The following is a 24,161-nucleotide window of genomic DNA, read 5'->3' as shown; positions in this document are numbered from 1 at the left end:
GACACCGGGATGACCGCGACGACACCGCGCACCGGCGCGCCGCGCGCCGAGGACCCCAGCACCAGCTCGCTGCTCGGCCAGTGGAACAGCGCCGTGACCAGCTACTACGTGCTGCTCGGCGCGACCGCGCTGCTGCTGGTCATCGGGCTGGTCATGGTGCTGTCGAGCTCGAGCGTCGAGTCGCTGGACGACGGGCACTCGGCCTACGCGGTGTTCCTCGACCAGGCGAAGTACGCCCTGATCGGCCTGCCGATCCTCTTCGGGCTCTCGCGGGCGCCGGTCAAGTTCTTCCAGGCGATCGCCTGGCCCGCCCTGGCGGTCGCGATCGTCTTCCAGCTCACCGTGTTCACGCCGCTGGGCTGCGGCGCCGGCGGCAACCAGAACTGGGTCTGCTTCGCGGGTCTGTCCGCGCAGCCGTCGGAGACCATCAAGCTGGCGCTCGCCGTCTGGCTGGGCGCCGTGCTGGCCCGCAAGCTGCCGCTGCTGCGGCAGTGGAAGCACGCGCTCATCCCGGCAGTGCCGGTCGCGGGCCTGGCGATCCTCGTCGTCCTGGCCGGTCACGACCTGGGTACCGCGCTGGTCCTCATCATGCTGGTGGCCGGGGCGCTGTTCGTGGCCGGGGTGCCCATGCGGATGTTCGGGCTCGCGGCACTGATGGCCGGCGGTCTGACGGCGCTGCTCACCGTGACCAGCGACAACCGGACCGCGCGCATCACCAGCTGGCTCTCGAACGAGTGCGACGTGCAGTCGTCGTGCTACCAGACGCTGCACGGCGGCTGGGGTCTGGCCAGCGGCGGCTGGGGCGGCCTGGGGCTGGGGGAGAGCCGCGAGAAGTGGTCCTACCTGCCCGCGGCGCACAACGACTTCATCTTCGCCATCCTCGGCGAGGAGCTCGGGCTCATCGGGACGCTGCTGGTGCTCGGCCTGTTCGGCCTGCTGGCGTTCGCCATGATCCGCGTGATCCGCCGGCACCCCGACCCGTTCGTGCAGATCACCACGGGCGCGATCCTGTGCTGGATCATCGGCCAGGCGCTGGTCAACGTCGCGGTCGTCATCGGCCTCGCGCCGGTCATCGGCGTCCCGCTCCCGCTGGTGTCCGCCGGGGGGTCGGCGCTCATCATGACGATGGCCGCGCTCGGTGTGCTCATCGCCTTCGCGCGCTCGGAACCGGGCGCGGCGGAGGCTCTCGCTGCGCGCCCGAGCGTCGTGCGCCGGTCGCTGGCCGTGATCGGGCGGTCCCGTGGCTGAGGCTCGTCCGGCCCCGAGCGTGCTGCTCGCCGGCGGCGGCACCGCGGGCCACGTCAACCCGCTGCTCGCGGTCGCCGACGAGCTGCGGCGCCGCCACCCGCACGCAGTGCTCACGGTGCTCGGCACCACCCAGGGCCTCGAGGCGCGGCTGGTGCCGGAGCACGGCCTGCCGCTCGCGGTGGTCCCGCGGGTCCCGCTGCCGCGCCGACCCACCCTCGACTGGTTCCGGCTGCCGTGGCGCCTGCGCGACGCCGTGCGCGCCGCAGGCAGTGCGATCGACGAGTCCGGCGCGCAGGTGGTCGTGGGCTTCGGCGGCTACGTCGCGACGCCCGCCTACCTGGCCGCCAGGCGCCGCAAGATCCCCGTCGTGATCCACGAGCAGAACGCGCGTCCCGGCCTGGCCAACCGGCTTGGCGCCCGGTGGGCGACGTCCGTCGCGGTGACGTTCCCCGGGACGAAGCTGCGGGGGGCGCAGGTGACGGGCCTGCCGCTGCGCGCGCCGATCGCCCGGCTGGCGGACGAGCTCGCGCGCGACCGCGCGGGCACCCGGGCCGCCGCGGCCGCCGAGCTGGGGCTCGACGCCGACCGACCCACGCTGCTGGTCAGCGGCGGCTCGCTCGGTGCCGTCAGCGTCAACGCCGCCGTCGCCGGCGCGGCCGCCGACCTGCTCGCCGCGGGCGTGCAGGTGCTGCACCTGACCGGCGCCGGCAAGGCCGACGCCGTCCGCGCGGCGCTCGAGGGTGTCGCCGGCGCCGAGAACTATCACGTCCGCGAGTACCTGACCGAGATGCACCTCGCGCTGGCCGTCGCCGACGTCGTGGTCGGGCGATCCGGTGCGGGCACGGTCTGCGAGCAGGCGGCGCTCGGCATCCCCGCCGTCTACGCCCCGCTGCCCATCGGCAACGGCGAGCAGCGGCTCAACGCCGCCGCCGTGGTCGCCGCGGGGGGCGGGCTGCTGGTCGACGACGCCGACCTCGACCCGGCGTGGATCCGCGCCCACCTGCCCGTCCTGCTCGTGGGCGACTCGGCCGCCGAGACGCGCCAGCGCATGAGCGCCGCCGCCGCGAGCGTGGGGGTCCGCGACGCGGCCGCCCGCGTCGCCCGGCTGGTCGAGGCGGAGCTGCCGTGAGCGCGTCGGAGGAGCTGCGTCCCGCCGACCTCGGCCGGGTGCACCTGGTCGGCGTCGGGGGCGCCGGMATGTCGGCCGTCGCCGCCCTGCTCGCCGCCCGCGGGCTGGTGGTCAGCGGGTCCGACGCCGCCGACGGCCCCGCGCTCCCCGCGCTGCGGGATGCCGGTGTCGCCGTGCACGTGGGCCACGACGCCGCGCTGGTCGACGGCGTCGACACGCTCGTCGTCTCGTCGGCGGTCCGGGAGACCAACCCCGAGCTCGCCCGCGCGCGCGCACTCGGCCTGCGGGTGCTGCACCGGTCCGAGGCTCTGGCGGCGCTCATGGTCGACCGGGACGCGGTCGCGGTGGCGGGCGCGCACGGCAAGACGACGACGTCGGCGATGATCGCCACGGCACTGCTGCACGCGGGCGCCGACCCCTCCTTCGCCATCGGCGGGACGGTGTTCTCCGCCGACGGGCCGCTCGGCGGCGGTCGGGACGGCGGGGGTCCGGCGTTCGTCGCGGAGGCGGACGAGTCCGACGGCTCGTTCCTGGCGTACACCCCGCTGGTGGCGGTCGTCACCAACGTCGAGCCCGACCACCTGGACCACTACGGCTCCGCGGAGGCGTTCGAGGACGCCTTCGTCTCGTTCGCCGGCCGGATCAGGCCCGGCGGCGCGCTCGTGGCCTGCGCCGACGACGCAGGAGCGGTCCGGCTGGTCGAGCGGGTCCGGGACACGCTCGCGCAGCGTGACGTCGCCGTCGTGAGCTACGGGACGTCGCCCGACGCCGACGTGCGTGTGGGCKAGCTGGTGGCCGACGGCGACCGCTGGGCGTTCGAGCTGACCACCCGGGACGGCACGGAGACGGTCCGCCTCGCGGCACCGGGCGCGCACAACGCGCTCAACGCGGMCGCCGCGTGGGCGGCCGTGCGCCGGCTCGGCGTGGCCGGCGCGGCCGACGGGCTCGCCGCCTTCCGGGGCACGGGCCGACGCTTCGAGGACCGGGGCTCGGCCGCCGGGGTCCGGGTGGTCGACGACTACGCCCACCACCCCACCGAGGTCGCGGCGCTGCTGCGTGCCGCCCGCTCGGTCGTCGGCGACGGTCGGGTGGTCGTCCTGTTCCAGCCGCACCTGTACTCGCGCACCCGCGCGTTCGCGACCGAGTTCGGCGCCGCGTTCGACCTCGCCGACGTCGTCGTCGTCACCGACGTGTACGCCGCCCGCGAGGACCCCGACCCGTCGGTGACCGGCGCGCTCATCGTCGACCGGGTCCCGACGGCCGGCAAGGCGGTCTTCGTCGCCGACAAGGAGGCCGCCGCCCGGGCGGCGGCCGCCGCCGCGCGTCCGGGGGACCTGCTGCTCACGGTCGGGGCGGGGGACGTGACGCTGCTGGCGTCCGTCGTGCTCGACGCGCTCGCCGCCGGCGACGGACCCGTCGCATGAGCCCGTCGCGCCCCACCGCCCCGCGCGACCCAGCGCCCGGTCGACCCGCCGCGGCGCCCCGGCCCGCGATGCGCGCCAAGCCGTCGGCACCCGCCAGCGTCCCGACGGCCGCGGTCCCGGCCCAGCCGGACCGGTCGGACCCGGCCACGTTCGGCCGGGCGGTGACGACGTACAGCGCCGGGGGAGCCCGCCGGTACGCCGGACCCGTCACACCGCCCGTGGTGTCCACCAGCTCGGTCGCCCGGTTCGCCGAGCGCGCCCGCGCCCGACGCAACCTCGCCCGGCGCCAGGTCGTCCTGGTGGCCGCGTCGGTGCTCGCGGTCGGCGGGCTGGGCTGGTTGCTCTTCTTCTCCCCGGTGCTCGCGCTCGACCCGACGCTCGTCCGGGTCGAGGGGGCCGGGACCGTCGTCGCGGTCGACCAGGTCGTGGGCGTCGTCGACGCGCACGCCGGTACCCCGCTGCCGCGTCTGGACACCGTGCGCCTGCGCGACGAGGTGCTCGACGTGCCCGGCGTCCGCGAGGCGCGGGTGACGCGCGACTGGCCGCGGGGGCTCGCCGTCGTGCTCGTCGCGCGCGAGCCGGTGGCCGCGGTGCCGGAACAGACTGGCGACTCGTCGCACCCCGCGCCCGGCTATGCGCTGCTCGACATGGACGGCGTGCAGGTGGGCCGGGTCGACGCGGCGCCGGAGGGGCTGCCCGTGGTCGACGTCCCCGTGGGCGACAAGCGGACTCTCAACGCCGTGCTCAGCGTCCTGCAGCAGCTCCCGGCCGACCTCCTCGCGCAGGTGGCCGACGTGTCGGCGCACACGCAGGACACCGTGAGCATGACGCTGCGCGACGGCGTCGTGGTCGACTGGGGGAGCGCCCACCAGACCCCGCTGAAGATCGCGGTCCTCACGGCGCTGCGCGCGTCGCCCCAGGCGGCCGGCGCGACCGTCATCGACGTGTCTGCGCCGCGGCTGCCCATCACGAGGTGAGTTTCCGCACCAACTCCCGACACGCGCGGCGCGGTCGTTGATCGCGGTCCGGGCGGCACCTAGCGTCACGCACTGACAGCACACCTGACATAACTATAACCCTCAAGTAGAGGGTGAAGGTTTCACCGCCGCCTCGTCCCGCCGCTCGCAGCGGGGCGCGGACGGACCCCGTGGCCCAGGGCCGCGACCGGCACAGAACGAGAGGCACCCACCGTGGCAGCTCCGCAGAACTACCTGGCGGTCATCAAGGTCGTCGGCATCGGCGGCGGCGGCGTGAACGCCGTGAACCGCATGATCGAGGTCGGCCTCAAGGGTGTCGAGTTCATCGCCGTCAACACCGACGCCCAGGCCCTGCTCATGTCCGACGCCGACGTCAAGCTCGACGTCGGTCGGGAGCTCACGCGCGGCCTCGGCGCCGGCGCGGACCCCGAGGTGGGCAAGAAGGCCGCCGAGGACCACAAGGACGAGATCGAGGACGTCCTGCGGGGCGCCGACATGGTCTTCGTCACCGCGGGCGAGGGCGGTGGCACGGGCACCGGTGGCGCGCCGGTCGTCGCGCGGATCGCCCGCTCGCTCGGCGCGCTGACGATCGGTGTCGTCACCCGACCGTTCACCTTCGAGGGCCGGCGCCGGTCGGTCCAGGCCGACTCCGGGATCGAGGCGCTGCGGGCCGAGGTCGACACGCTCATCGTCATCCCGAACGACCGCCTGCTGCAGATCTCCGACCGGTCCGTCTCCGTGCTCGACGCGTTCCACTCGGCCGACCAGGTTCTGCTGTCCGGTGTCCAGGGCATCACGGACCTCATCACGACGCCGGGCCTGATCAACCTCGACTTCGCCGACGTGAAGTCGGTCATGCAGGGTGCCGGCTCGGCCCTCATGGGCATCGGCTTCGCCCGCGGCGACGACCGGGCCGTGCAGGCCGCCGAGATGGCGATCTCCTCGCCGCTGCTCGAGGCCAGCATCGACGGCGCGCACGGCGTGCTGCTCTCGATCCAGGGCGGCTCCGACCTGGGGCTGTTCGAGATCAACGAGGCCGCGCGCCTGGTCCAGGAGGCCGCGCACCCCGAGGCGAACATCATCTTCGGCGCGGTCATCGACGACGCTCTGGGCGACGAGGTCCGCGTGACGGTCATCGCCGCCGGGTTCGACTCCGGCTCGCCCACGGTCCGTCGCGACGCCCGCGCACTCGGTCAGGTCAGCGGGAACTCCGCGCGCCAGGTGCCCGCCGTCGCGTCCCAGGTACCCACGCCGCGCCCGGTGCTCGACCCCGAGGAGCAGCTGGTGCCGGTCGGCTCGTACGCGCAGAACCGCGCGGCGGCCCCGGCGCAGCCCGACGTGCCGGCGTTCCTGTCCACCGAGGCCGAGCCGACGCCGATCACGGGGGCGCTCGAGGTCCCGCGGATCTTCACCGAGGACGCCGCGCGGCGCGACCGCGACGAGCTCGACGTGCCGGACTTCCTGAAGTAGCCGCACCGTGTCCGGCGTTCGACCGGGGACGGACCTCCCGCCTGTCGTCGAGGTCGATCTCGGTGTCGCCGTCCGGGCCGGGTTCAGCACGCGGGGCGGTGGCGTCAGCAGGCCGCCCTACGACGCCCTCAACCTCGGCACCGCCGTCGGCGACGAGCCCTGGGCGGTGGCCGAGAACCGGGAGCGGCTCGCACGCTGGGCCGGTGCGCCGGTGGCGTACGCGACCCAGGTGCACGGCGCCGAGGTGCGGGTGCTCTCGGAGCCGCCCCGGGCGGGCGAGGAGACGGTCGGTGAGGCTGACGCCCTGGTGTCGGTGTCCCCGACGGTGGCCGTCGCCGTGCTCGTCGCCGACTGCGTCCCGGTCCTGCTGGCGGATCCCGACGCGGGGGTCGTGGCCGCCGTGCACGCCGGCCGGCGCGGGCTCGTGGCGGGCGTCGTCCAGGCCGCCGTGGCGGCGATGGTGGGCGAGGGTGCCGACGTCGCTCGGATCCGCGCCGCCGTGGGCCCCGCGATCGCCGGCGAGTCGTACGAGGTGCCGGTCGAGCTGCAGGACGAGGTCGTCGCGGTGGTGCCCGAGACGCGAGCCACCACGGCATGGGGCACACCCGCGCTCGACCTGCCGGCTGGTGTCCACGCGGTACTGCGAGCAGCCGGCGTCACTCGGGTCGTCGTCCACGCGCGGGACACGTGGACGGATCCGGCGCTCTTCTCGTTCCGGCGATMGCCCCGCACGGGTCGGTTCGCCGGTGTGGTCCGGCCGCCGCCCTGAGGGCACGGCGGATGGTGAATGCCGCGGTTGTCGGGCGTGTCGCGGCGCGCGCCGTTCGTGGCCGTTGCTAGCGTGACCGGCAGAGGGAGCCCGACGTTGCTGAGTGACTGCTCAGCAGCAGCGTGGGGCTCCGGGGGTGGTCCGGAGAGATCCGGGGAGGGAGCCAAGGCGATGGCCGGAGCGCTGCGCAAGACGATGCTGTACCTCGGCCTGGCCGACGACCGGTCCGAGCACGAGGAGTACCTCGAGGAGTTCGACGACCAGGAGGTCGCGGTGCCGCAGGAGTTTGAGGCCCAGGTCACGCCGCTGCACCGGCCGACGCGCACGACGCTGCCCACGCAGGCCGCGCCGCAGGCGCCCGTCGCCGGTGAGCTGCGTCGCATCACCACGATCCACCCGCGCTCGTACAACGACGCCCGCAAGATCGGCGAGGCGTTCCGCGAGGGCACCCCGGTGATCATGAACCTCACGGACATGGACGACGCCGACGCCAAGCGTCTCGTCGACTTCTCCGCCGGGCTCATCTTCGGCCTGCACGGCGCCATCGAGCGGGTGACCAGCAAGGTGTTCCTCCTCTCGCCGGCGCACGTCGAGGTGGCCGGCGAGGCCGCCGGACCCGCCGCAGAGCCGCCGACGCGCGCGGGCTTCTACAACCAGAGCTGACGCGTGCACCTCGTCGCGACCCTGCTGTTCTACGTCGTCCTCGTCTTCTTCCTGCTGCTCCTGGTCCGGCTGGTGCTGGACTGGGTGCAGTTCTTCGCACGCGACTGGAAGCCGTCCGGGATCGCCCTGGTGATCGCCGAGGCGACGTACTCGGTGACGGACCCGCCGCTCAAGGCGCTGCGCCGGATCCTGCCCCCCGTGGGCATCGGATCCGTGCGGCTCGATCTCGCGTTCTTGGTTCTTGTCCTGGGGTGTTCCGTCCTGATGTCGTTGCTCGGTCAGTTCTGAGACGACGAACCACCCGTCCGTGGGCGTGTCGCAGGGACGTGCGCGCACCCCATTCTCCGCTACCGTGGCCCGAGGCGGTCGGTGGACTGCCGCCGGCCCGACCGAGCACTACCGACTGAGGTGATGACGATGGCTCTGCTGACCGCAGACGAGGTCCTGAACAAGAAGTTCCAGGCCACGAAGTTCCGCGAGGGCTACGACCAGGACGAGGTCGACGACTTCCTGGACGAGGTCGTCAACACGCTGCGCGAGGTGCAGGGTGAGAACGACGAGCTCAAGACGAAGCTCGCCGCGGCCGAGCGCCGCATCGCGGAGCTGAGCAGGGCGGGTTCGCAGCAGGCCGCGCCGGCCCCGAAGCCCGAGCCCACGCCGGAGCCGGTCCCGGCTCCCGCACCCGTGGCCGCCGCTCCCGTGGCGGCACCGGCGCCGGTCGTCGCGCCCGTCCAGCCCGCCGCCCGGGCGAGCGAGCCGGAGTCGGCCACCGGGATGCTCGCGCTGGCCCAGAAGCTGCACGACGACTACGTGCGCAGCGGCCAGGAGGAGTCCGACCGACTGGTCGGCGACGCCAAGAGCCAGGCGAACCGCATCGTCCGTGAGGCCGAGGAGACGTCGCAGCGGACGCTCGGTCAGCTCGAGCAGGAGCGTTCGCTCCTCGAGCGCAAGATCGACGAGCTGCGGGTGTTCGAGCGCGACTACCGCACGCGTCTGAAGAGCTACCTCGAGAACCTGCTCGGCGACCTCGACAACCGGGGCAACGCGCTGCCGCCCCGGTCGGGCCAGCCGCAGCCGGTCGGAGACGGCCAGAACCTCTGACGACGGTTCGGCGTCCACCCGCCGAACCCGCGCGCGTCCTGCATCACCACAGGTCAGGTCGTACGTCCACCACACGCCACGCCGGGTTTCACCCGGCGTGGCGTGTTGTGTCCCAGGCTGTCCCCGCATACAGTCACGTGACTTCGAGGACAGGGGGGCCCGCTCGTGGCCATCAATGACGCGCTGAGCACGGTCGAGATCAGCACGGACACCAAGGAGCTCGCGAAGCTCGTCAAGACGTTCCCGGTGCGCGACGGCGAGAAGCCGTGGACCGCCCGCGAGGTCAAGGACGTCGCGGAAGAGCTGACCAGCGACATCGACCGGCTCACCAGCGAGCTCGCGGCCGCGGATGCCGAGCTCTCGGACCTGCTGCGCAACTCCGGCGACGGAGCGGGCGACGACCAGGCCGACTCGGGCTCCTCGGCGCTCGAGCGCGAGCAGGAGCTCACCCTGGTGAACAACACGCGCGATCTCCTCGCCCAGACCAGTCGGGCGCTGGCGCGGATCGCGACCGGCACCTTCGCCACCTGCGAGTCGTGCGGCAAGGCGATCGGCAAGGCGCGTCTGCAGGCGTTCCCGCGGGCGACGCTCTGCGTGGAGTGCAAGCAGCGCGAAGAGCGCCGCTGACGCGCACGTAGACTCTGGCGGTGCCCACCACCACGGACGACCAGAGCGCCGCGCCCCCGACCCACCCACGTCGCCGTGCGCTCCTGATCGCGCTCTTCTCGATCGCCGCCGTCGTCCTGGTGCTCGATCAGGCGTCGAAGGCGTGGGCGCTGGACGCCCTGGCGGACGGTGAGCGCCGGCACCTGATCGGGGACCTGCTCGGGCTCCAGCTGGTGTTCAACCCGGGCGCGGCGCTGTCGATCGCGACCGGGATGACCTGGCTGCTGACGCTCGTCGCGACCGTGGTGATCGTGGTCGTCGTACGCGCCAGCCGCCGGATCGGGTCCCGGGCGTGGGCGGTCGCCCTCGGCCTCCTGCTGGGCGGTGCGCTCGGCAACCTGGTGGACCGCTGGATCCGGGAACCCGGGCCCGCGCGCGGCCACGTCGTGGACTTCATCGCGTACGCGCACTGGTTCGTCGGCAACGTCGCGGACATCGCGATCGTGGTCGCCGCCGTCATGGTCGTGATCCTTGCGGCGACGGGCGTGCACATCGACGGGACGCGCGACGGTCACCCGACCTCCGAGGCCGACGACGAGGCTGCCGAGAGCCCCATCGAGCAGACCGAGCAGAATGCCTGACACGCGCGCGATGCCCGTGCCCGACGGGCTGGTCGGCGAGCGGGTCGACGCGGCCCTGTCACGCCTGCTCGGCCTCTCGCGGACGCGCGCCGCGGAGATCGCCGAGGCCGGTGGGGTGCACCTCGACGGTAAGGAGCTCGGCAAGTCGGACCGCCTCGCGGCGAATGGCTGGCTCGAGGTCGAGATCCCGGACGTGGCCCCGGCGGCGACCATCGAGATCGTCGCCGAGCCCGTGCCCGGCATGCGGATCGTCTACGACGACGACGACCTGGTGGTCATCGACAAGCCCGTCGGCGTCGCCGCGCACCCGTCGCCCGGCTGGACCGGCCCGACCGTCGTCGGTGCCCTCATGGCCGTCGGCTACCGGATCTCGACGTCCGGTGCGGCCGAGCGGCAGGGGATCGTGCACCGGCTCGACGCCGGGACGTCGGGTCTGATGGTCGTCGCCAAGAGTGAGCACGCCTACACGGTGCTCAAGCGGGCGTTCAAGGAGCGCACGGTCGAGAAGGTCTACCACGCACTCGTGCAGGGTCACCCGGAGCCGACGACCGGCACCATCGACGCCCCGATCGGCCGCCACCCCAGCTCGGACTGGAAGTTCGCGGTGGTCGCAGACGGCAAGCCGTCGATCACCCACTACGAGGTGCTGGAGATGCTGCCTGCAGCCTCGCTCGTCGAGGTCCACCTGGAGACCGGCCGCACGCACCAGATCCGCGTGCACTTCTCCGCGACGCGGCACCCCTGCGTCGGCGACCTGACCTACGGCGCGGACCCGACGCTCGCGGCCCGCGTCGGCCTGACGCGTCAGTGGCTGCACGCGATGCGGCTCGGGTTCCACCACCCGAGCACGGGCGAGTGGCTGGAGCTGACCAGCGAGTACCCCGAGGACCTGGCGCGTTCGCTGGCGGTGCTGCAGGACGGGTACGTGTGATCGAGATCGTCCGGGTGGAGACGCCCGAGCAGCGCGCCCAGATGACGGCCATCCGCATGACGGTGTTCGTCGACGAGCAGGGCGTGGACGCCGAGGTCGAGATGGACGAGCACGACACCGACCCGTCCACCGCGCACGTGCTGGCGCTCGCCGCCGACGGCACGGCACTGGGCACGGCACGCCTGCTGGCGCCCGAGCACGCCCAGGGTCCGGCACACATCGGCCGGGTCGCGGTGCTGTCCACCGCGCGTGGACTCGGCGTCGGTGCGCTGCTCATGGCAGCCCTCGAGGAGCTCGCCGTGGAGCGCCACGGCGTCGTCGTCGACGATGTACGGTCGGTGTCCGTCGAGCTCAGCGCGCAGGAGCAGGCGCTCGGGTTCTACGGGCGGCTCGGGTACGTCGCGCGACCCGAGCGGTACCTCAGCGAGGGCATCTGGCACCGCGACGCGGTCAAGGTCCTGACGGCTCCGGCGTAGCCCGCGACACGCCTCGGTGCCGACACGCCGTGCACCGCGCCGACACAGCCGGTGGCGGCCAGGGAGTGTCCGACCGGCGACGTAGGATCGCCCGCATGGCATCTGCTGGAGGCTCCGACTTCGTCCACCTCCACGTGCACACCGAGTACTCGATGCTGGACGGCGCCGCCCGGCTGGGCGACCTGTTCGCGGAGGTGGAGCGGGTCGGCCAGACGGCGATCGCCACCACGGACCACGGCTACCTGTTCGGCGCGTTCGACTTCTGGTCGAAGGCGACGGCGGCGGGCATCAAGCCCATCATCGGCGTCGAGGCGTACGTCACGCCCGGGACCAGCCGGTTCGACCAGACCCGCGTGCGGTTCGGCCAGCAGGGCCAGGAGCAGGACGACGTCTCGGCGCGCGGCTCCTACACCCACATGACGCTGCTGGCCCGGAACAACGAGGGCCTGCACAACCTCATGCGCGCCTCGTCGCTGGCGTCGCTCGAGGGGCAGATGGGCAAGTGGCCGCGCATGGACCGCGACCTGCTGCAGCGGTACGGCAACGGCCTGATCGCGACCACCGGCTGCCCGTCGGGGGAGATCCAGACCCGGCTGCGCCTGGGCCAGTGGGACGAGGCCGTCCGCGCGGCCGGCGAGCTGCAGGACATCTTCGGCAAGGACTTCTTCTACATCGAGGTGATGGACCACGGGCTCGACATCGAGACCCGGGCGATCAAGGACCTGCTGCGCCTCTCGGAGACCATCGGCGCGCCCCTGCTGGCCACCAACGACCTGCACTACGTGAAGCAGGAGGACCGCGCGTCGCAGGACGCGCTGCTGGCCATCAACTCGGGTTCCACGCTCGCCGACCCGGACCGGTTCAAGTTCGACGGCGACGGCTACTACGTGAAGACCGCGGAGGAGATGCGCCGCGTCTGGGCCGAGCACCCCGAGGCCTGCGACAACACCCTGCTCGTCGCGGAGCAGTGCGAGGTGTCGTTCAACACCTCGGCCAACTACATGCCGAACTACCCCGTCCCGGCCGGCGAGGACGAGACCAGCTGGTTCATCAAGGAGGTCGAGACCGGCCTGCACGTGCGCTACCCGGACGGGATCCCCGACGAGGTGCGCAAGCAGGCCGAGTTCGAGACCGAGGTCATCACGGGCATGGGCTTCCCGGGGTACTTCCTCGTGGTCGCCGACTTCATCAACTGGGCCAAGAACAACGGCATCCGGGTCGGCCCCGGCCGTGGGTCCGGTGCCGGCTCGATGGCGGCGTACGCCATGCGGATCACGGACCTCGACCCGCTGCAGCACGGCCTCATCTTCGAGCGGTTCCTCAACCCCGACCGCGTCTCCATGCCCGACTTCGACGTCGACTTCGACGAGCGCCGCCGCGGCGAGGTCATCCGGTACGTGACCGAGAAGTACGGCGAGGACCGCGTTGCGCAGATCGTCACCTACGGCACGATCAAGGCCAAGCAAGCCCTCAAGGACTCGGCGCGGCTGCTGGGCATGCCGTTCGCGATGGGGGAGAAGCTCACCAAGGCGATGCCGCCCGCGATCATGGGCAAGGACATCTCGCTCACGGGCATCTTCGACCCGGCCGACAAGCGGTACAACGAGGCCGAGGAGTTCCGCCAGGTCCACGCGGCCGACCCCGACGCGCAGCGCGTGGTCGAGCTGGCCAAGGGCATCGAGGGCCTGAAGCGCCAGTGGGGCGTGCACGCGGCCGGTGTCATCATGTCGAGCGACCCGCTGATCGACATCATCCCGATCATGCGGCGCCCGCAGGACGGCGCGGTGATCACGCAGTTCGACTACCCGACGTCCGAGGGCCTCGGCCTGATCAAGATGGACTTCCTCGGGCTGCGCAACCTGACGATCCTCGACGACGCGCTCGAGAACATCGTCATGAACGGCAAGGAGCCCGTGGTCCTCGAGGACCTCGCGCTGGACGACCGGGCGACGTACGAGCTCCTGGGCCGCGGYGACACCCTGGGCGTGTTCCAGCTGGACGGCGGCGGCATGCGCTCGCTGTTGCGGCTGATGCGCCCGGACAACTTCGAGGACATCTCGGCGGTCGGCGCGCTCTACCGGCCAGGCCCGATGGGCGCCAACTCGCACACGAACTACGCGCTGCGCAAGACGGGCGTCCAGCCCGTCACCCCGATCCATCCGGAGCTCGAGGAGCCGCTCGCGGAGATCCTCGGCACGACGTACGGCCTGATCGTCTACCAGGAGCAGGTCATGGCGATCGCCCAGCGCGTCGCCGGGTACTCGCTCGGCCAGGCCGACATCCTGCGCCGTGCGATGGGCAAGAAGAAGAAGTCGGAGCTGGACAAGCAGTTCGAGGGCTTCTCGGCCGGCATGGTCGAGCGCGGATTCTCGATGGGCGCGGTGCAGACCCTCTGGGACATCCTGCTGCCGTTCTCCGACTACGCGTTCAACAAGGCGCACTCCGCGGCGTACGGGGTCATCTCGTACTGGACCGCCTACCTCAAGGCCAACTACTCGACCGAGTACATGGCCGCGCTGCTGACCAGCGTGCGCGACGACAAGGACAAGTCCGCGCTGTACCTGGGCGAGGCGCGGCACATGGGGATCACRGTCCTGCCCCCCGACGTGAACTCGTCGTCGGCCAACTTCACGGCCGTGGGCAAGGACATCCGGTTCGGTCTGACGGCGGTGCGCAACGTCGGTTCGAACGTCGTCGACGCGATCGTGCGGGCGCGCGAGGAGAAGGGCGAGTTCACGTCCTTCACCGACTTCCTCGACAAGGTGCCCGCGGTCGTCTGCAACAAGCGGACCATCGAGTCGCTCATCAAGGCCGGCGCGTTCGACTCCCTCGGCCACGCGCGACGCGCCCTGCTGCTGGTGCACGAGCAGGCCGTGGACTCGGTCATCGGCGTCAAGCGCAAGGAGGCCGAGGGCCAGTTCGACCTCTTCGCCGACCTGCTGGGTGGCGACGACGGCGCGCAGGGCTTCGCGGTCGTCGTGCCGGACCTTCCCGACTGGGACAAGAAGCAGCGGCTGGCGTTCGAGCGGGAGATGCTCGGCCTGTACGTGTCGGACCACCCGCTGTCGGGGCTCGAGCACGTGCTCGCCGCGGCGGCGGACGTGTCGATCGCGACCCTGCTGGGCGACGAGCAGCGTCCGGACGGCTCGACCGTCGTGGTCGCGGGCCTGATCACGTCGCTGCAGCGCAAGATGTCGAAGCAGGGCAACCCGTGGGCCGCGGTCACCATCGAGGACATGGAGGCCTCGGTCGAGATCATGTTCTTCGGCGAGACCTACCTGGCGTACTCCACGGCGCTGGCCGAGGACGCGGTCGTCGTGATCCGGGGGCGCGTGCGGCGTCGCGACGAGACGATGCAGCTGCAGGCCATGGAGGTGTCGCTGCCCGACGTCTCCCAGGCGGCCGACGCGCCGGTCGTCGTGTCGATGGCGGTCTCCCGCTGCACCCCGCCGGTGGTCGAGCGGCTGCGCGAGGTGCTCTCCACGCACCCGGGCGTCACGGAGGTCCACCTCAGGCTCACCAGTCCCGGTCGCGCCACGGTGATGCGCCTCGACCACGGGCTCCGGGTCGAACGGTCACCGTCCCTCTTCGGCGACCTCAAGGCGCTGCTCGGGCCCAGCTGCCTGGCGTCCTGAGCTCCGCACCCGGATCCCGGTCAGCACGGCGACGAGCACGGCCGACGCCGTGCCACCGAGCACGACCCAGAGCAGGCGACTGCGACCCCAGTCGTCGGTGACGTACGGGAAGACCGCCACGGTGTCACTCATCGGTCGGGCGAGCGCGACGAAGACGGCGAGCGGTACGGCGACCGTCGCGACCGACCGACCCGGCGTGGCGGACCCCCGCGAGCGCGCGGCGACGGCGACAGCGGACGCGACGATGATGGCCGCAATCCCCTGGAGCGCGACGTCGTGCGCGTGCCCGAAGAGCGACGCGCGCGCCGTCGCGACGCCGCCGAGCCACACCGCGACGAGCGCCAGCACCCCCAGCCCTCGCGCGCACGTCCGCCAGGCCAGACCGCGGGGCGTGGAGTCCGCGACGGCCGCGGCGGGCTCGTCGTAGCACCACGCCGCGCCGGCGGCGAGCAGACCCACCGCGCACCCTTCGAGCGGCCACATCGTGAAGGGCCAGCGGCGCACCACGTCGAGGAGCACGAGAACGAGCACCGCGACAACGACGACCCGGGTCCAGGGCACCGCCGTCCTGGCGTACCGCAGCATCAGGGAGCCGAGGGGATGGGGTTGACCATGGTGTGGTCGACACCCATGGTGACAGCGAGCAGGCAGAGGACGGCGGCGACCAGGACGACGACGGCCATCGCCACGCCGAGACGGCGGCGAGGGCCTTCGGGGTCGTGGCTTGCAGCCGCGAGCACGGCGAGGCTGCACAGACTGACGAGGTAGGTGCCGTACCAGAACGGCGAACCGACGAGGACGAGGACCCGCTCCGGGTCACCGGGGATGCCGACGGGCCCGCCGAAGTACGTCCACGGCATCAGGAGCCGCACCGTGCGCAGGGGCGCGAAGATCCCCTGCATGACGATGGTCGCCAGCACGAGGAGCACCACTGTGACGGCTGCGGCGCCGCGGAACGGCAGCCAGCGTGCGACCACCAGTCCGAGGAGAGGGCCGCCGACGGAAGGCATGACTCCGAGGTCGAACAGGACGGCCAGCGACCAGCTGTCGCCCAGCCCGCCGAACGGAGCCCCGTCCGGCGCCGGGGGCCAGTGGCGGTACGCCCAGACGGCCCACGCGAACCACGCCAGGCCGGCGACGAACGGGACGGCGACGGCGCAGGCGAGGGCGAGCGTGCGCAGCCGCTCCGGTGTGGCCACCGTGCCGGAGGCCGCGGCCCGGTCTGATGAGCGGACCAGGGACATCATCACGACGAGCCCGAAGAGTCCGAGCCCCGCCGCCGGGGCGATGACCGACAGCAGGCTCGACATGCGCTCGTCGGGCCGTCCGAGGCAGCTGGCGGCGGTGAGGAGCACGCCGAGCCAGAACAGGGGGTGTCGCAGGTACCGCACCATCTCCCGGCGCGCCAGCACCCCGATGCCGCGAGGTGCGTCGAGGCGGACCGAGCTCGCCACGGCGGTCACCGGACTGCTCCCGGTACGGGCTGCGCGGCGCGCAGCAGCAGGTACGCATCCTCGACGGTCGGCTCCACGCGCACCGACCCTGGTCCGGGGGCGCCGCCGACGGACCGGACAGCACCGGTCCCGGTGCGCCACGAGGTCACCGCACCCGGGGCGACCTCCGCGCCCTGCGAGACTGCCCCCTCGGCCGTCGCCATCAGCTCGGCCGGCGTCCCGTCGAACCGGATCCGACCGGCGTCGAGCACGAGCACCCGATCGCAGAGCGCTGAGACGTCCTCGGTCTGGTGGGTGGCCAGCAGCACGCAGCCGGCACCGGCGAGACCGGAAAGGATCCCCCGAAGAGAGGCACGCTGCTCCGGGTCGAGCCCGGTGGTCGGTTCGTCGAGGATGACGAGCTCYGGTGTCCCCATGAGCGCCTGCGCGAGCGCGAGCCGGCGCCGCTGCCMACCGGACAGGGCACGGATCCGACGCGTGGGCCGGTCTCCGAGGCCGACGAGGTCCAGGACTCGTCGGACCTCGAGGTGTCGGGGGCCGGTGTCACGCCATTCCTTGAGCACCGCGACGTAGTCGAGGAACCCGAAGGCCGTCATGCCGCGCGGAAACCCGACCTCTTGCGGCAGGTAGCCGATCCGGCGCCGCGCCCGCGTACGGTCGGCCGCCGAGCCCGTGATGTCGAAGCCGGCGACGACGATGCGGCCAGCGCTCGGTTGCATGGCCGTCGCGAGCAGGCGGATCATCGTGGACTTGCCGGCTCCGTTCGGGCCGAGCAGCCCGACGATGCCGTGGTCGAGCCGGAGGTCCGTGGGCGCCAGCGCGTGGGTCGACCCGTACGACCGGCTGACCCCCTCGAGCACGGCGACGGGTGGCGTCTGTGTCATGACTGTCCCTCCGGACGGGCGGACGAGGTCCGCAGGACGAGCACTGCGGTGAGAAGAGCGGTGGCGACGAGGCAGGCGACCTGCCCGCCGGTGGAGGTGAGCGCGGCGACGGTCGACCCGGACCGCAGTCCGACGAGCACCAGCCAGCCGGCGGCGACGACGGGAAAGGTCACCCGTGCCGTCCACCTCGTGAGCAGGACGAGCGAACCGCTCGTCAGGGCGAGGCCGGGCAGGACCCACGTGCCCGCGAGGTCACGCAGGCCGGGCACCAGCAGGCCGACGGCGATCGTGAGCGGCACGGCGATCGTCAGCGCGGCGACGGAGCGGAGCAGTGCGGTGCGCAGTGCGCTCGCGGGCGTGGTGCCGGTGAGGTGTCGCAGCGGGTCGGTCGCGTCGTAGGCCGCGACGACTGCGAGCACGGGCACGAGGGGGGCCAGGAGCAGGAACGCCGCGTCCTGACGGTTCGCGCCGATGGTGCCCCCGACGATCGCACACACGATCGCGGCCCCGACCGCCAGCGCCGCCGAGGTGTGCAGGCTGGACGAGGCGCGCAGGATGACCGCGTCGCGCTCGGGCAGGCCGAGACTCACGAGCCGTCGCAGCACCGCCGGGCCGGTGGGTGCCGCGACCTCGCTCCGGATGCCGAGCCATGCCCGGTCGAGCAGTGTCGGAGGCGCGAACGAGCGGGCGTGCTCACGGCAGGGAGCGCACGCGGTCAGGTGTGCCTCGACCGCTGCCTGGGCGGTGTCGTCGAGCCTCCCGCCGGCGTACCGCGCGAGCAGGTCGGGGGCCGCGTGCCAGGTGCTGGTCGTCATGTCGGCCTCCAGGGTTCGGGACGGGCGACGAGGTGATGTCGTAGCTGGGCGCGTGCCGCCCGGAGCCGGCTCTTGACGGTGCCCTGGGGCAGGTCGAGCAGCCGAGCCGCCTCACGTGTGGTGAGGCCGTCGAGCACGGTCGCCTGCAGGACGGTGCGCAGCTCGGGCGACAGCGAGCGCAGGGCGGTACCCACGTCGCCGTGCTCGAGCCGCACGAGCAGCTCGTCCTCGGCGCTGGGCGCGACGGGGGTGCCGGCCTCGATGACRGCCGCGCCGATCGGGAGCGGCGCGCGCCGCACCCGCAGCCGGGAGATGAGCCGCCGGATCGCGATGCCCCAGAGCCACGCCCCGACGTCGCCGTCGCCGCGATACCGCGCAGCGGAACGCCAGACGGCCACGAACGTGTCCTGCAGTGCGTCGGCGACCAGGTCGGCGTCGGCCGTGCGTCGGCCGAGCCGGAGGGCGAGCCAGCCGGCATGGCGGTCGAAGAGCGCGGCGAGCGCGGCCTCGTCACCCCCTCCGACGGCCCGGAGGAGGTCGACGTCCGAGAGGGGCGCGGCTTCCACACTCCTCCTGTCGCGAGTCGACCGCCGGACGGATCAGTTCGGAGGTACTGAGCTTGACGGACGGACCGCGTGCGTCAGCCACGCGAGCACCTCGGCCGCGTGCCGGTCCGGCGGGAACACGGGGTAGAACACCTTCTCGACGACGCCGTCGGTCACGATCAGCGTGAGCCGGCGCAGCAGGGTGCGGCCGCCGGCCTCGAACGTCGGCAGCCTCAGCGCGCGCGTGAGGGCGAACGCCTCGTCGCTGAGCATCGGGAACGGCAGGTGCAGGCGGTCGACGGCCTCGCGCTGGTAGGCCGTGTCCTGCGTCGACATGCCGTACACCCCCGCCGCACCGGCGGCGAGCAGGTCGGCGTGGTGGTCCCGGAACGCGCACGCCTCGGCCGTGCAGCCGCGGGCACCGGGGATGCTGTCCCAGTCGTCCGGCAGCGCCGCGCCCGGGCCGCCGCCCGTCATCGGGTAGGCGTAGACCACCGTGCGGCCCGGCCCGAGCCGGTCGAGCGCGACGGCGCTGCCGTCCGTCGCGGGCAGGGTGAGCGCCGGCAACCGGGCACCGGCCAGGTGGTCGGCCGCGCCGTCGTCGACGGGCACCGGAAGGTCGTCGGGGAGCCGCGTCAGATCCATGGGTCCACCGTACTCGTATGCGTCTTGCGTTATATAACGCTAGATGCAAACATGGACGGCATGCACGCGATGGACGCACTCGGGGACCCGGTCCGGCGGCGGCTGGTCGAGCTCCTGGCCGACGGGGAGCGCAGCGCGGGGCACCTCGCGGCGGCGGTCGGCGACGAGTTCGGGATCAGCCAGCCCGCGACGTCCCGGCACCTGCGGGTGCTGCGCGAGGCCGGGGTGGTCGACTCGGTGCCGCAGGGTGCCGTCCGCCTCTACTCGGTGCGCCCCGAGGCGTTCGACGAGGTCGAGCGCTGGGCGCGGGGCATCCGCCGGTTCTGGGCCGGCCGGCTGGACGCGTTGGAGACGGAGATCGCGCGCGGCGCCCGTGAGCGCCGCCTGTCCACCGGGACGACGAGGAGCCGAGATGACGACTGACGTGTGGGGTGTGCTGGTGCCGACCGGGACGGACGTCTCGGTCCGCTTCGAGCGTCGGTACCGGACGACGCCGGAGGACCTCTGGGCCTCAATCACCGAACCCGCGCGGCTGAGCCGGTGGCTCGGACCGGTCTACGGCGACCTGCGGGTGGGCGGCCGGTACGAGCTGCGGATGGGTGAGGACGTGGCGGGCTCGCCGCAGAACGCCGTCGGCGACGTGCTCGAGTGCGACGCGCCGCGGCGACTGGTGGTCGGATGGTCGTTCCCGGGTGAGGACGAGTCGCGCGTGAGCGTCACCATCCGCCCGGACGGCGACGGCTCGGTCCTCGTGCTGGAGCACCTGGGCCTGTCCGAGTCCGCGGCCCGCGGCTACGGCGCGGGGTGGCACGCCTCGCTCGGGCAGCTCGACGACCACACAGCGGGTCGACCGGTCCGGCCGTGGCAGGAGATCTTCGAGGCGGCCCTCCCGCACTACCGGTCGAGCAACCCCGGTCAGCCGACCGTGGCCTCCTTGTAGCCGGTCGGCAGGTCCACCTCGACGACGTCCCCGCGGACCAGCTGGCGACCGCGGCGCGCCTCGTCCTCGCCGTTCACGGTGACCGCGCCGTCCTCGAGCAGCTCCCGGGCGTGCGCGCCGGAGTCGGCGAGGTCCGCGAGCTTGAGGAACTGGCCGAGCCGGATCGAGTCGTCGGAGATGGGCACCGTGGTCATGGGAGCAGTCTGCCTGGTGCCGACAGTGTGGTGCAGCGCACGGCCCGCACCGTGGTCGTGGTCGGGCCACCCGCAGATGTCGGTCCTATGCTCAGGAACGTGATCACCCGCATCGACCTGCGCGGTCGCACCCTCACGCGCCGTGAGCTCCTCGAGGAGCTGCCCCGCGCCGAGGTTGACGTCGAGCACGCGGCCGAGGTCGTCGCGCCCATCCTGGCGGACGTCCGCGCGCGGGGCGCCGCCGAGCTGCGCGACCTCGCCGAGCGGTTCGACGGTGTCCGGCCGGTGCACCTGCGGGTGCCGGCGGCGACCATCGCCGCGGCCGTCGATGTGCTCGACCCCGACGTCAGGACCGCGCTCGAGGAGACCATCCGTCGGGTGCGCGAGGTCCACGGTGCGCAACGGCCGGCGGACTTCACGGTGAAGCTGGCACCGGGGGCGGAGGTCAGGCAGCGGTGGGTCCCGGTCCGTCGCGTCGGTCTCTATGTGCCCGGCGGACTCGCGGTGTACCCGTCGTCGGTGGTCATGAACGTCGTCGCCGCGCAGGCCGCTGGCGTCGGCTCGCTCGCCGTGGCGTCGCCGCCGCAGAAGAACGACGACGGGCTGCCCGACCCCGTGGTGCTGGCCACGTGCGCGCTGCTCGGTGTGGACGAGGTCTACGCGGTGGGCGGTGCGCAGGCGATCGCGATGTTCGCCTACGGGGCCGCCGGCAGCGACGACGTGGACGGCGAGACGCTGTGCGAGCCGGTCGACGTCGTCACCGGCCCCGGCAACGTGTACGTCGCGGCGGCGAAGCGGCTGGTGCGGGGGATCGTCGGCATCGACGCCGAGGCCGGTCCCACCGAGATCGCGATCCTGGCGGACGGCACGGCCGATGCCACGCACGTCGCCGCGGACCTGGTGTCCCAGGCCGAGCACGACCCGCTCGCGGCCGCCGTCCTGGTGACGCCCTCGGTCGAGCTCGCCGGGGCGGTCGAGGCCAAGCTGATCGACCGGGTCGACGCGACGACTCACCGCAGCCGCGTGACCACCGCGCTGCGCGGCAAGCAGTCCGCCATCGTGCTGGTGGACGACCTGGAGCAGGGCCTCGAGGTGGTGAACGCGTACGGCGCGGAGCACCTCGAGATCCAGACGGCCGACGCCGCGGCGCTCGCGGAGCGGGTGACCAGCGCGGGGGCGATCTTCGTCGGCGCGTACTCCCCGGTCTCGCTGGGCGACTACATGGCCGGCTCCAACCACGTGCTGCCGACCGGCGGCTGCGCACACTTCACCAGCGGGCTCGGCGTGCACTCGTTCCTGCGCGCGGTCCAGGTGGTCGAGTACGACGCCGATGCGCTCGCCGAGGTCGCGGACAAGATCGTCGCGCTCGCGGACGCCGAGGGACTCCCGGCGCACGGCGAGGCGGTGCGGGCCCGATTCTGACTCATCACTCCCCAGAGCCGACGCGCGGACCGCGCCGACCTTGCGCCCGCGCCGCCGGCCCGGCGTGCGACCTCAGCCCCCGTCGAGAGGACAGCCTGTGACAGGCAACGCGACGTTCCGACACCGTGATGTCGCACTCCTCGCGGTCGTCGGCATCGAGGCGCCGGTCGTCGTGCCGTCGTCGGTGTTCGACGAGCGCCTGGCGCCGACCCTGAAGCGGCTGCGCCTGCCGCGGGGGCTGCTGTCCCGCGTGGCGGGGGTGCACGAGCGCCGCTGGTGGGACGAGGGGATGACGTTCGACGACGCCGCGACGGCCGCCGGTGCCAAGGCGCTGGCCGAGGCGGGGATCGACGCCGGGAACGTCGGCCTGCTGGTCAACACGTCGGTGACCCGGACGTTCCTGGAGCCCTCCGTCGCCTCCCGGATCCACTCCAACCTGTCGCTCCCGTCGAGCGCGCTCAACTTCGACCTGACCAACGCGTGCCTGGGCTTCGTCAACGGCATGACGCTCGCGGCGCAGCTCATCGACTCGGGCCAGATCTCGTACGCGCTGATCGTCAACGGCGAGGACCCGCGTCCGACGCAGGAGGCCACGATCGCGCGGCTGACCTCGCCGGACACCACGCGGGAGTCGTTCCTCGAGGAGTTCGCCACGCTCACGCTCGGCGCGGGCGCTGCGGCCGCCGTGCTCGGCCCGGCACACCTGCACCCGGGCGCCCACCGGCTCCTCGGTGGCGTGGCGCGTTCGGCCACCCAGCACCACGAGTTGTGCGTCGGCGGGGTCGACGGGATGAAGACGGACCCGAGCGGGCTGCTCGCGGGCGGGCTGGAGCTCGTCGTCGACGCCTGGAACGAGGCACAGCCCGAGTGGGACTGGGCCGACGTCGACCGCATCGTCACGCACCAGGTCTCCTCGGTGCACACCCGGTCGATCGTCGAGGCGCTGGGCCTGGACCCCGAGCGCGTGCCGACGACGTTCCCGCGCTGGGGGAACGTCGGCCCGGCCGCCCTGCCGATGACCCTCGCAACGCAGGCCGACTCGCTGCGCACCGGTGACCGGGTGCTGTGCATGGGCGTCGGCTCGGGCCTCCACACCGCCATGGCCGAGATCGTCTGGTGACCGCCGCGTCGACACCCCCGGCGGACGTCCTCGAGGCCGGCGGGATCGATCCGCGCTGGTCGCGGGTGGTGCGGGTGGGGTCGCGGACCTGGCACCTGCTCGACAACGGCCCCACGCTGGAGGCCGAGCCGGTCGGGACGCTGCTGTGCGTCCACGGCAACCCCACGTGGTCCTTCCTGTGGCGCCGACTCGTCGCTGCCGGGGCGCGAGCCGAGCGCCCGTGGCGCGTGATCGCCGTCGACCAGCTGGAGATGGGTTTCTCCGAGCGCACCGGCGAGCAGCACCGGCTCGCCGGCCGGGTGGCGCAGCTGGGCGAGCTCACGGACCACCTCGGGCTGACCGGCCCCGTCGTGACCGTCGGGCACGACTGGGGCGGCGTGGTGAGCCTGGGCTGGGCGGTGGACCACCCGGACCTGCTGACCGGGGTCGTCCTGACCAACACCGCCGTGCACCAGCCGGACGACGACCCGCTGCCCGGCGCGCTGCGGGTCGCGATGGCGCCGGGCGTGCTGCCCGTGGGGACGGTGACGACGCCGGCGTTCCTCGAGACCACCCTCGCGCTCGCGCACCCGAGACTGAGCCGGGAGATCGCTGACGCCTTCCGCGCGCCGTACCGGACGGCCGACCGCCGGGCCGGGATCGGCGGCTTCGTCGCCGACATCCCTGCGACGCCGGACCACCCGAGCCGCGCCGAGCTCGACCGGATCGCCGACGGCGTCCGCAGCCTCGACGTGCCGGCCCTGCTGCTCTGGGGGCCCCGCGACCCCGTGTTCTCCGCGCGCTACCTGCGCGACCTGCGCGAACGCCTCCCGCGCGCCGACGTGCACCGGTTCGAGGGCGCCGGCCACCTCGTGGTCGAGGACGCGGACGTCGCCGGGGGAGTGCTGCGCTGGGTCGACGCGCACGGTGTCGCGCCCGAACCCGCGGAGCCGCCCGAGCCGTTCCGGGCCCTCGGGGCGACGCTGGTCGAGCGCGCCGCCGACGAGGGCACGGCGCTCGTCGAGCTGGCCGGGGCGCGGTCCCGCCGCGCGAGCTGGGCGGCGCTCGCGGCCCGCACGGACCAGCTCGCCCG

26 protein-coding genes are annotated in these 24,161 nt (G+C 73.2%); 19 read left to right on the top strand and 7 right to left on the bottom strand.

Annotated elements, in window-relative coordinates:
- The first annotated feature begins 9 nt into the window (after nt 1-9).
- The 14 genes from ftsW (at nt 10) to dnaE (ending at nt 15,070) form a co-directional block, all read left to right on the top strand.
- The gene (gene ftsW, locus ACXJKA_RS10925) at nt 10-1,248 is read left to right on the top strand and encodes a putative lipid II flippase FtsW (RefSeq protein ID WP_456825227.1); all 1,239 of its coding nucleotides are present in this window, start codon (nt 10-12) and stop codon (nt 1,246-1,248) included.
- Nucleotides 1,241-2,377 carry an undecaprenyldiphospho-muramoylpentapeptide beta-N-acetylglucosaminyltransferase gene (gene murG / locus ACXJKA_RS10920; RefSeq protein ID WP_456825226.1) on the top strand — a complete coding sequence of 379 codons (1,137 nt, stop codon included), beginning with the start codon at nt 1,241-1,243 and terminating at the stop codon, nt 2,375-2,377. The genes ftsW and murG overlap by 8 nt, the downstream gene beginning before the upstream one ends.
- Entirely contained in the window at nt 2,374-3,801 is a 1,428-nt protein-coding gene (gene murC / locus ACXJKA_RS10915) for a UDP-N-acetylmuramate--L-alanine ligase (protein ID WP_456825225.1), read from the top strand. Before murG ends, murC begins: the two co-directional genes overlap by 4 nt.
- Nucleotides 3,798-4,778, top strand: a complete 981-nt coding sequence (locus ACXJKA_RS10910) for a cell division protein FtsQ/DivIB (RefSeq protein ID WP_456825224.1) — start codon at nt 3,798-3,800, stop codon at nt 4,776-4,778. Before murC ends, ACXJKA_RS10910 begins: the two co-directional genes overlap by 4 nt.
- A 213-nt stretch (nt 4,779-4,991) precedes the next feature.
- Nucleotides 4,992-6,248 carry a cell division protein FtsZ gene (gene ftsZ, locus ACXJKA_RS10905; RefSeq protein WP_456825223.1) on the top strand — a complete coding sequence of 419 codons (1,257 nt, stop codon included), beginning with the start codon at nt 4,992-4,994 and terminating at the stop codon, nt 6,246-6,248.
- Between the two features lie 7 nt (nt 6,249-6,255).
- The gene (gene pgeF / locus ACXJKA_RS10900; protein WP_456825222.1) at nt 6,256-7,017 is read left to right on the top strand and encodes a peptidoglycan editing factor PgeF; all 762 of its coding nucleotides are present in this window, start codon (nt 6,256-6,258) and stop codon (nt 7,015-7,017) included.
- Nucleotides 7,018-7,188: 171 nt separating this feature from the next.
- A complete protein-coding gene (locus ACXJKA_RS10895) occupies nt 7,189-7,680 on the top strand; it encodes a cell division protein SepF (protein WP_456825221.1) in 492 nt (163 codons plus the stop codon).
- Nucleotides 7,681-7,683: 3 nt separating this feature from the next.
- A complete protein-coding gene (locus ACXJKA_RS10890) occupies nt 7,684-7,968 on the top strand; it encodes a YggT family protein (protein WP_456825220.1) in 285 nt (94 codons plus the stop codon).
- Nucleotides 7,969-8,097: 129 nt separating this feature from the next.
- Nucleotides 8,098-8,781 carry a DivIVA domain-containing protein gene (locus ACXJKA_RS10885; protein WP_456825219.1) on the top strand — a complete coding sequence of 228 codons (684 nt, stop codon included), beginning with the start codon at nt 8,098-8,100 and terminating at the stop codon, nt 8,779-8,781.
- 165 nt (nt 8,782-8,946) lie between these two features.
- The gene (locus ACXJKA_RS10880) at nt 8,947-9,408 is read left to right on the top strand and encodes a TraR/DksA family transcriptional regulator (protein ID WP_456825218.1); all 462 of its coding nucleotides are present in this window, start codon (nt 8,947-8,949) and stop codon (nt 9,406-9,408) included.
- Nucleotides 9,409-9,428: 20 nt separating this feature from the next.
- Nucleotides 9,429-10,028 (top strand): signal peptidase II, encoded by a 600-nt coding sequence (locus tag ACXJKA_RS10875; protein WP_456825217.1) that lies wholly within the window; start codon nt 9,429-9,431, stop codon nt 10,026-10,028.
- Nucleotides 10,021-10,959, top strand: a complete 939-nt coding sequence (locus ACXJKA_RS10870; RefSeq protein WP_456825216.1) for an RluA family pseudouridine synthase — start codon at nt 10,021-10,023, stop codon at nt 10,957-10,959. Before ACXJKA_RS10875 ends, ACXJKA_RS10870 begins: the two co-directional genes overlap by 8 nt.
- On the top strand, nt 10,956-11,435 hold the full coding sequence (locus ACXJKA_RS10865; protein ID WP_456825215.1) for a GNAT family N-acetyltransferase: 480 nt from the start codon (nt 10,956-10,958) through the stop codon (nt 11,433-11,435). Before ACXJKA_RS10870 ends, ACXJKA_RS10865 begins: the two co-directional genes overlap by 4 nt.
- Nucleotides 11,436-11,530: 95 nt before the next feature.
- Nucleotides 11,531-15,070, top strand: coding sequence for a DNA polymerase III subunit alpha (gene dnaE / locus ACXJKA_RS10860; RefSeq protein WP_456825214.1), 3,540 nt, complete (start codon nt 11,531-11,533; stop codon nt 15,068-15,070).
- On the opposite strand, the gene ACXJKA_RS10855 is transcribed toward dnaE, so the two are convergent.
- Genes ACXJKA_RS10855 through ACXJKA_RS10830 form a run of 6 tightly spaced genes read right to left on the bottom strand, consistent with a single transcriptional unit; the run spans nt 15,011 to nt 19,413 of the window.
- Nucleotides 15,011-15,631: a hypothetical protein gene (locus ACXJKA_RS10855; protein WP_456825213.1), complete on the bottom strand. Its 621-nt coding sequence runs from the start codon at nt 15,629-15,631 to the stop codon at nt 15,011-15,013. The genes dnaE and ACXJKA_RS10855 overlap by 60 nt on opposite strands.
- A gap of 23 nt (nt 15,632-15,654) precedes the next feature.
- Nucleotides 15,655-16,533 carry a hypothetical protein gene (locus tag ACXJKA_RS10850; protein WP_456825212.1) on the bottom strand — a complete coding sequence of 293 codons (879 nt, stop codon included), beginning with the start codon at nt 16,531-16,533 and terminating at the stop codon, nt 15,655-15,657.
- The gene (locus tag ACXJKA_RS10845; RefSeq protein WP_456825211.1) at nt 16,530-17,408 is read right to left on the bottom strand and encodes an ATP-binding cassette domain-containing protein; all 879 of its coding nucleotides are present in this window, start codon (nt 17,406-17,408) and stop codon (nt 16,530-16,532) included. The genes ACXJKA_RS10850 and ACXJKA_RS10845 overlap by 4 nt, the downstream gene beginning before the upstream one ends.
- Nucleotides 17,405-18,223, bottom strand: coding sequence for a zf-HC2 domain-containing protein (locus ACXJKA_RS10840; protein WP_456825210.1), 819 nt, complete (start codon nt 18,221-18,223; stop codon nt 17,405-17,407). Before ACXJKA_RS10840 ends, ACXJKA_RS10845 begins: the two co-directional genes overlap by 4 nt.
- Nucleotides 18,220-18,789 (bottom strand): RNA polymerase sigma factor, encoded by a 570-nt coding sequence (locus ACXJKA_RS10835; RefSeq protein ID WP_456825209.1) that lies wholly within the window; start codon nt 18,787-18,789, stop codon nt 18,220-18,222. The genes ACXJKA_RS10840 and ACXJKA_RS10835 overlap by 4 nt, the downstream gene beginning before the upstream one ends.
- Before the next feature lie 33 nt (nt 18,790-18,822).
- Nucleotides 18,823-19,413 (bottom strand): peroxiredoxin, encoded by a 591-nt coding sequence (locus ACXJKA_RS10830; RefSeq protein ID WP_456825208.1) that lies wholly within the window; start codon nt 19,411-19,413, stop codon nt 18,823-18,825.
- Between the two features lie 51 nt (nt 19,414-19,464).
- Here ACXJKA_RS10830 and ACXJKA_RS10825 point away from each other — a divergent pair, with 51 nt between their 5' ends.
- Nucleotides 19,465-19,836, top strand: coding sequence for an ArsR/SmtB family transcription factor (locus tag ACXJKA_RS10825; protein ID WP_456825207.1), 372 nt, complete (start codon nt 19,465-19,467; stop codon nt 19,834-19,836).
- On the top strand, nt 19,826-20,353 hold the full coding sequence (locus ACXJKA_RS10820; RefSeq protein ID WP_456825206.1) for an SRPBCC family protein: 528 nt from the start codon (nt 19,826-19,828) through the stop codon (nt 20,351-20,353). Before ACXJKA_RS10825 ends, ACXJKA_RS10820 begins: the two co-directional genes overlap by 11 nt.
- Here ACXJKA_RS10820 and ACXJKA_RS10815 read toward each other — a convergent pair.
- Entirely contained in the window at nt 20,329-20,547 is a 219-nt protein-coding gene (locus ACXJKA_RS10815; protein WP_456825205.1) for an RNA-binding S4 domain-containing protein, read from the bottom strand. The genes ACXJKA_RS10820 and ACXJKA_RS10815 overlap by 25 nt on opposite strands.
- Before the next feature lie 99 nt (nt 20,548-20,646).
- Between ACXJKA_RS10815 and hisD the strand changes: the two genes are divergently transcribed.
- The 3 genes from hisD to ACXJKA_RS10800 all read left to right on the top strand — a co-directional run.
- Nucleotides 20,647-21,969: a histidinol dehydrogenase gene (gene hisD / locus ACXJKA_RS10810; protein WP_456825204.1), complete on the top strand. Its 1,323-nt coding sequence runs from the start codon at nt 20,647-20,649 to the stop codon at nt 21,967-21,969.
- 97 nt (nt 21,970-22,066) lie between these two features.
- Nucleotides 22,067-23,089 (top strand): 3-oxoacyl-ACP synthase III, encoded by a 1,023-nt coding sequence (locus ACXJKA_RS10805; RefSeq protein ID WP_456825203.1) that lies wholly within the window; start codon nt 22,067-22,069, stop codon nt 23,087-23,089.
- Nucleotides 23,086-24,161, top strand: a 1,076-nt coding sequence (locus ACXJKA_RS10800; protein ID WP_456825202.1) for an alpha/beta fold hydrolase, incomplete at its 3' end; no start/stop codon positions are given. The genes ACXJKA_RS10805 and ACXJKA_RS10800, both read left to right, overlap by 4 nt.

Source organism: Cellulomonas sp. P5_E12, assembly GCF_054049315.1.
Note: the sequence above shows the minus strand (reverse complement) of the source record. Positions and strands in the feature narration are given on the sequence as shown.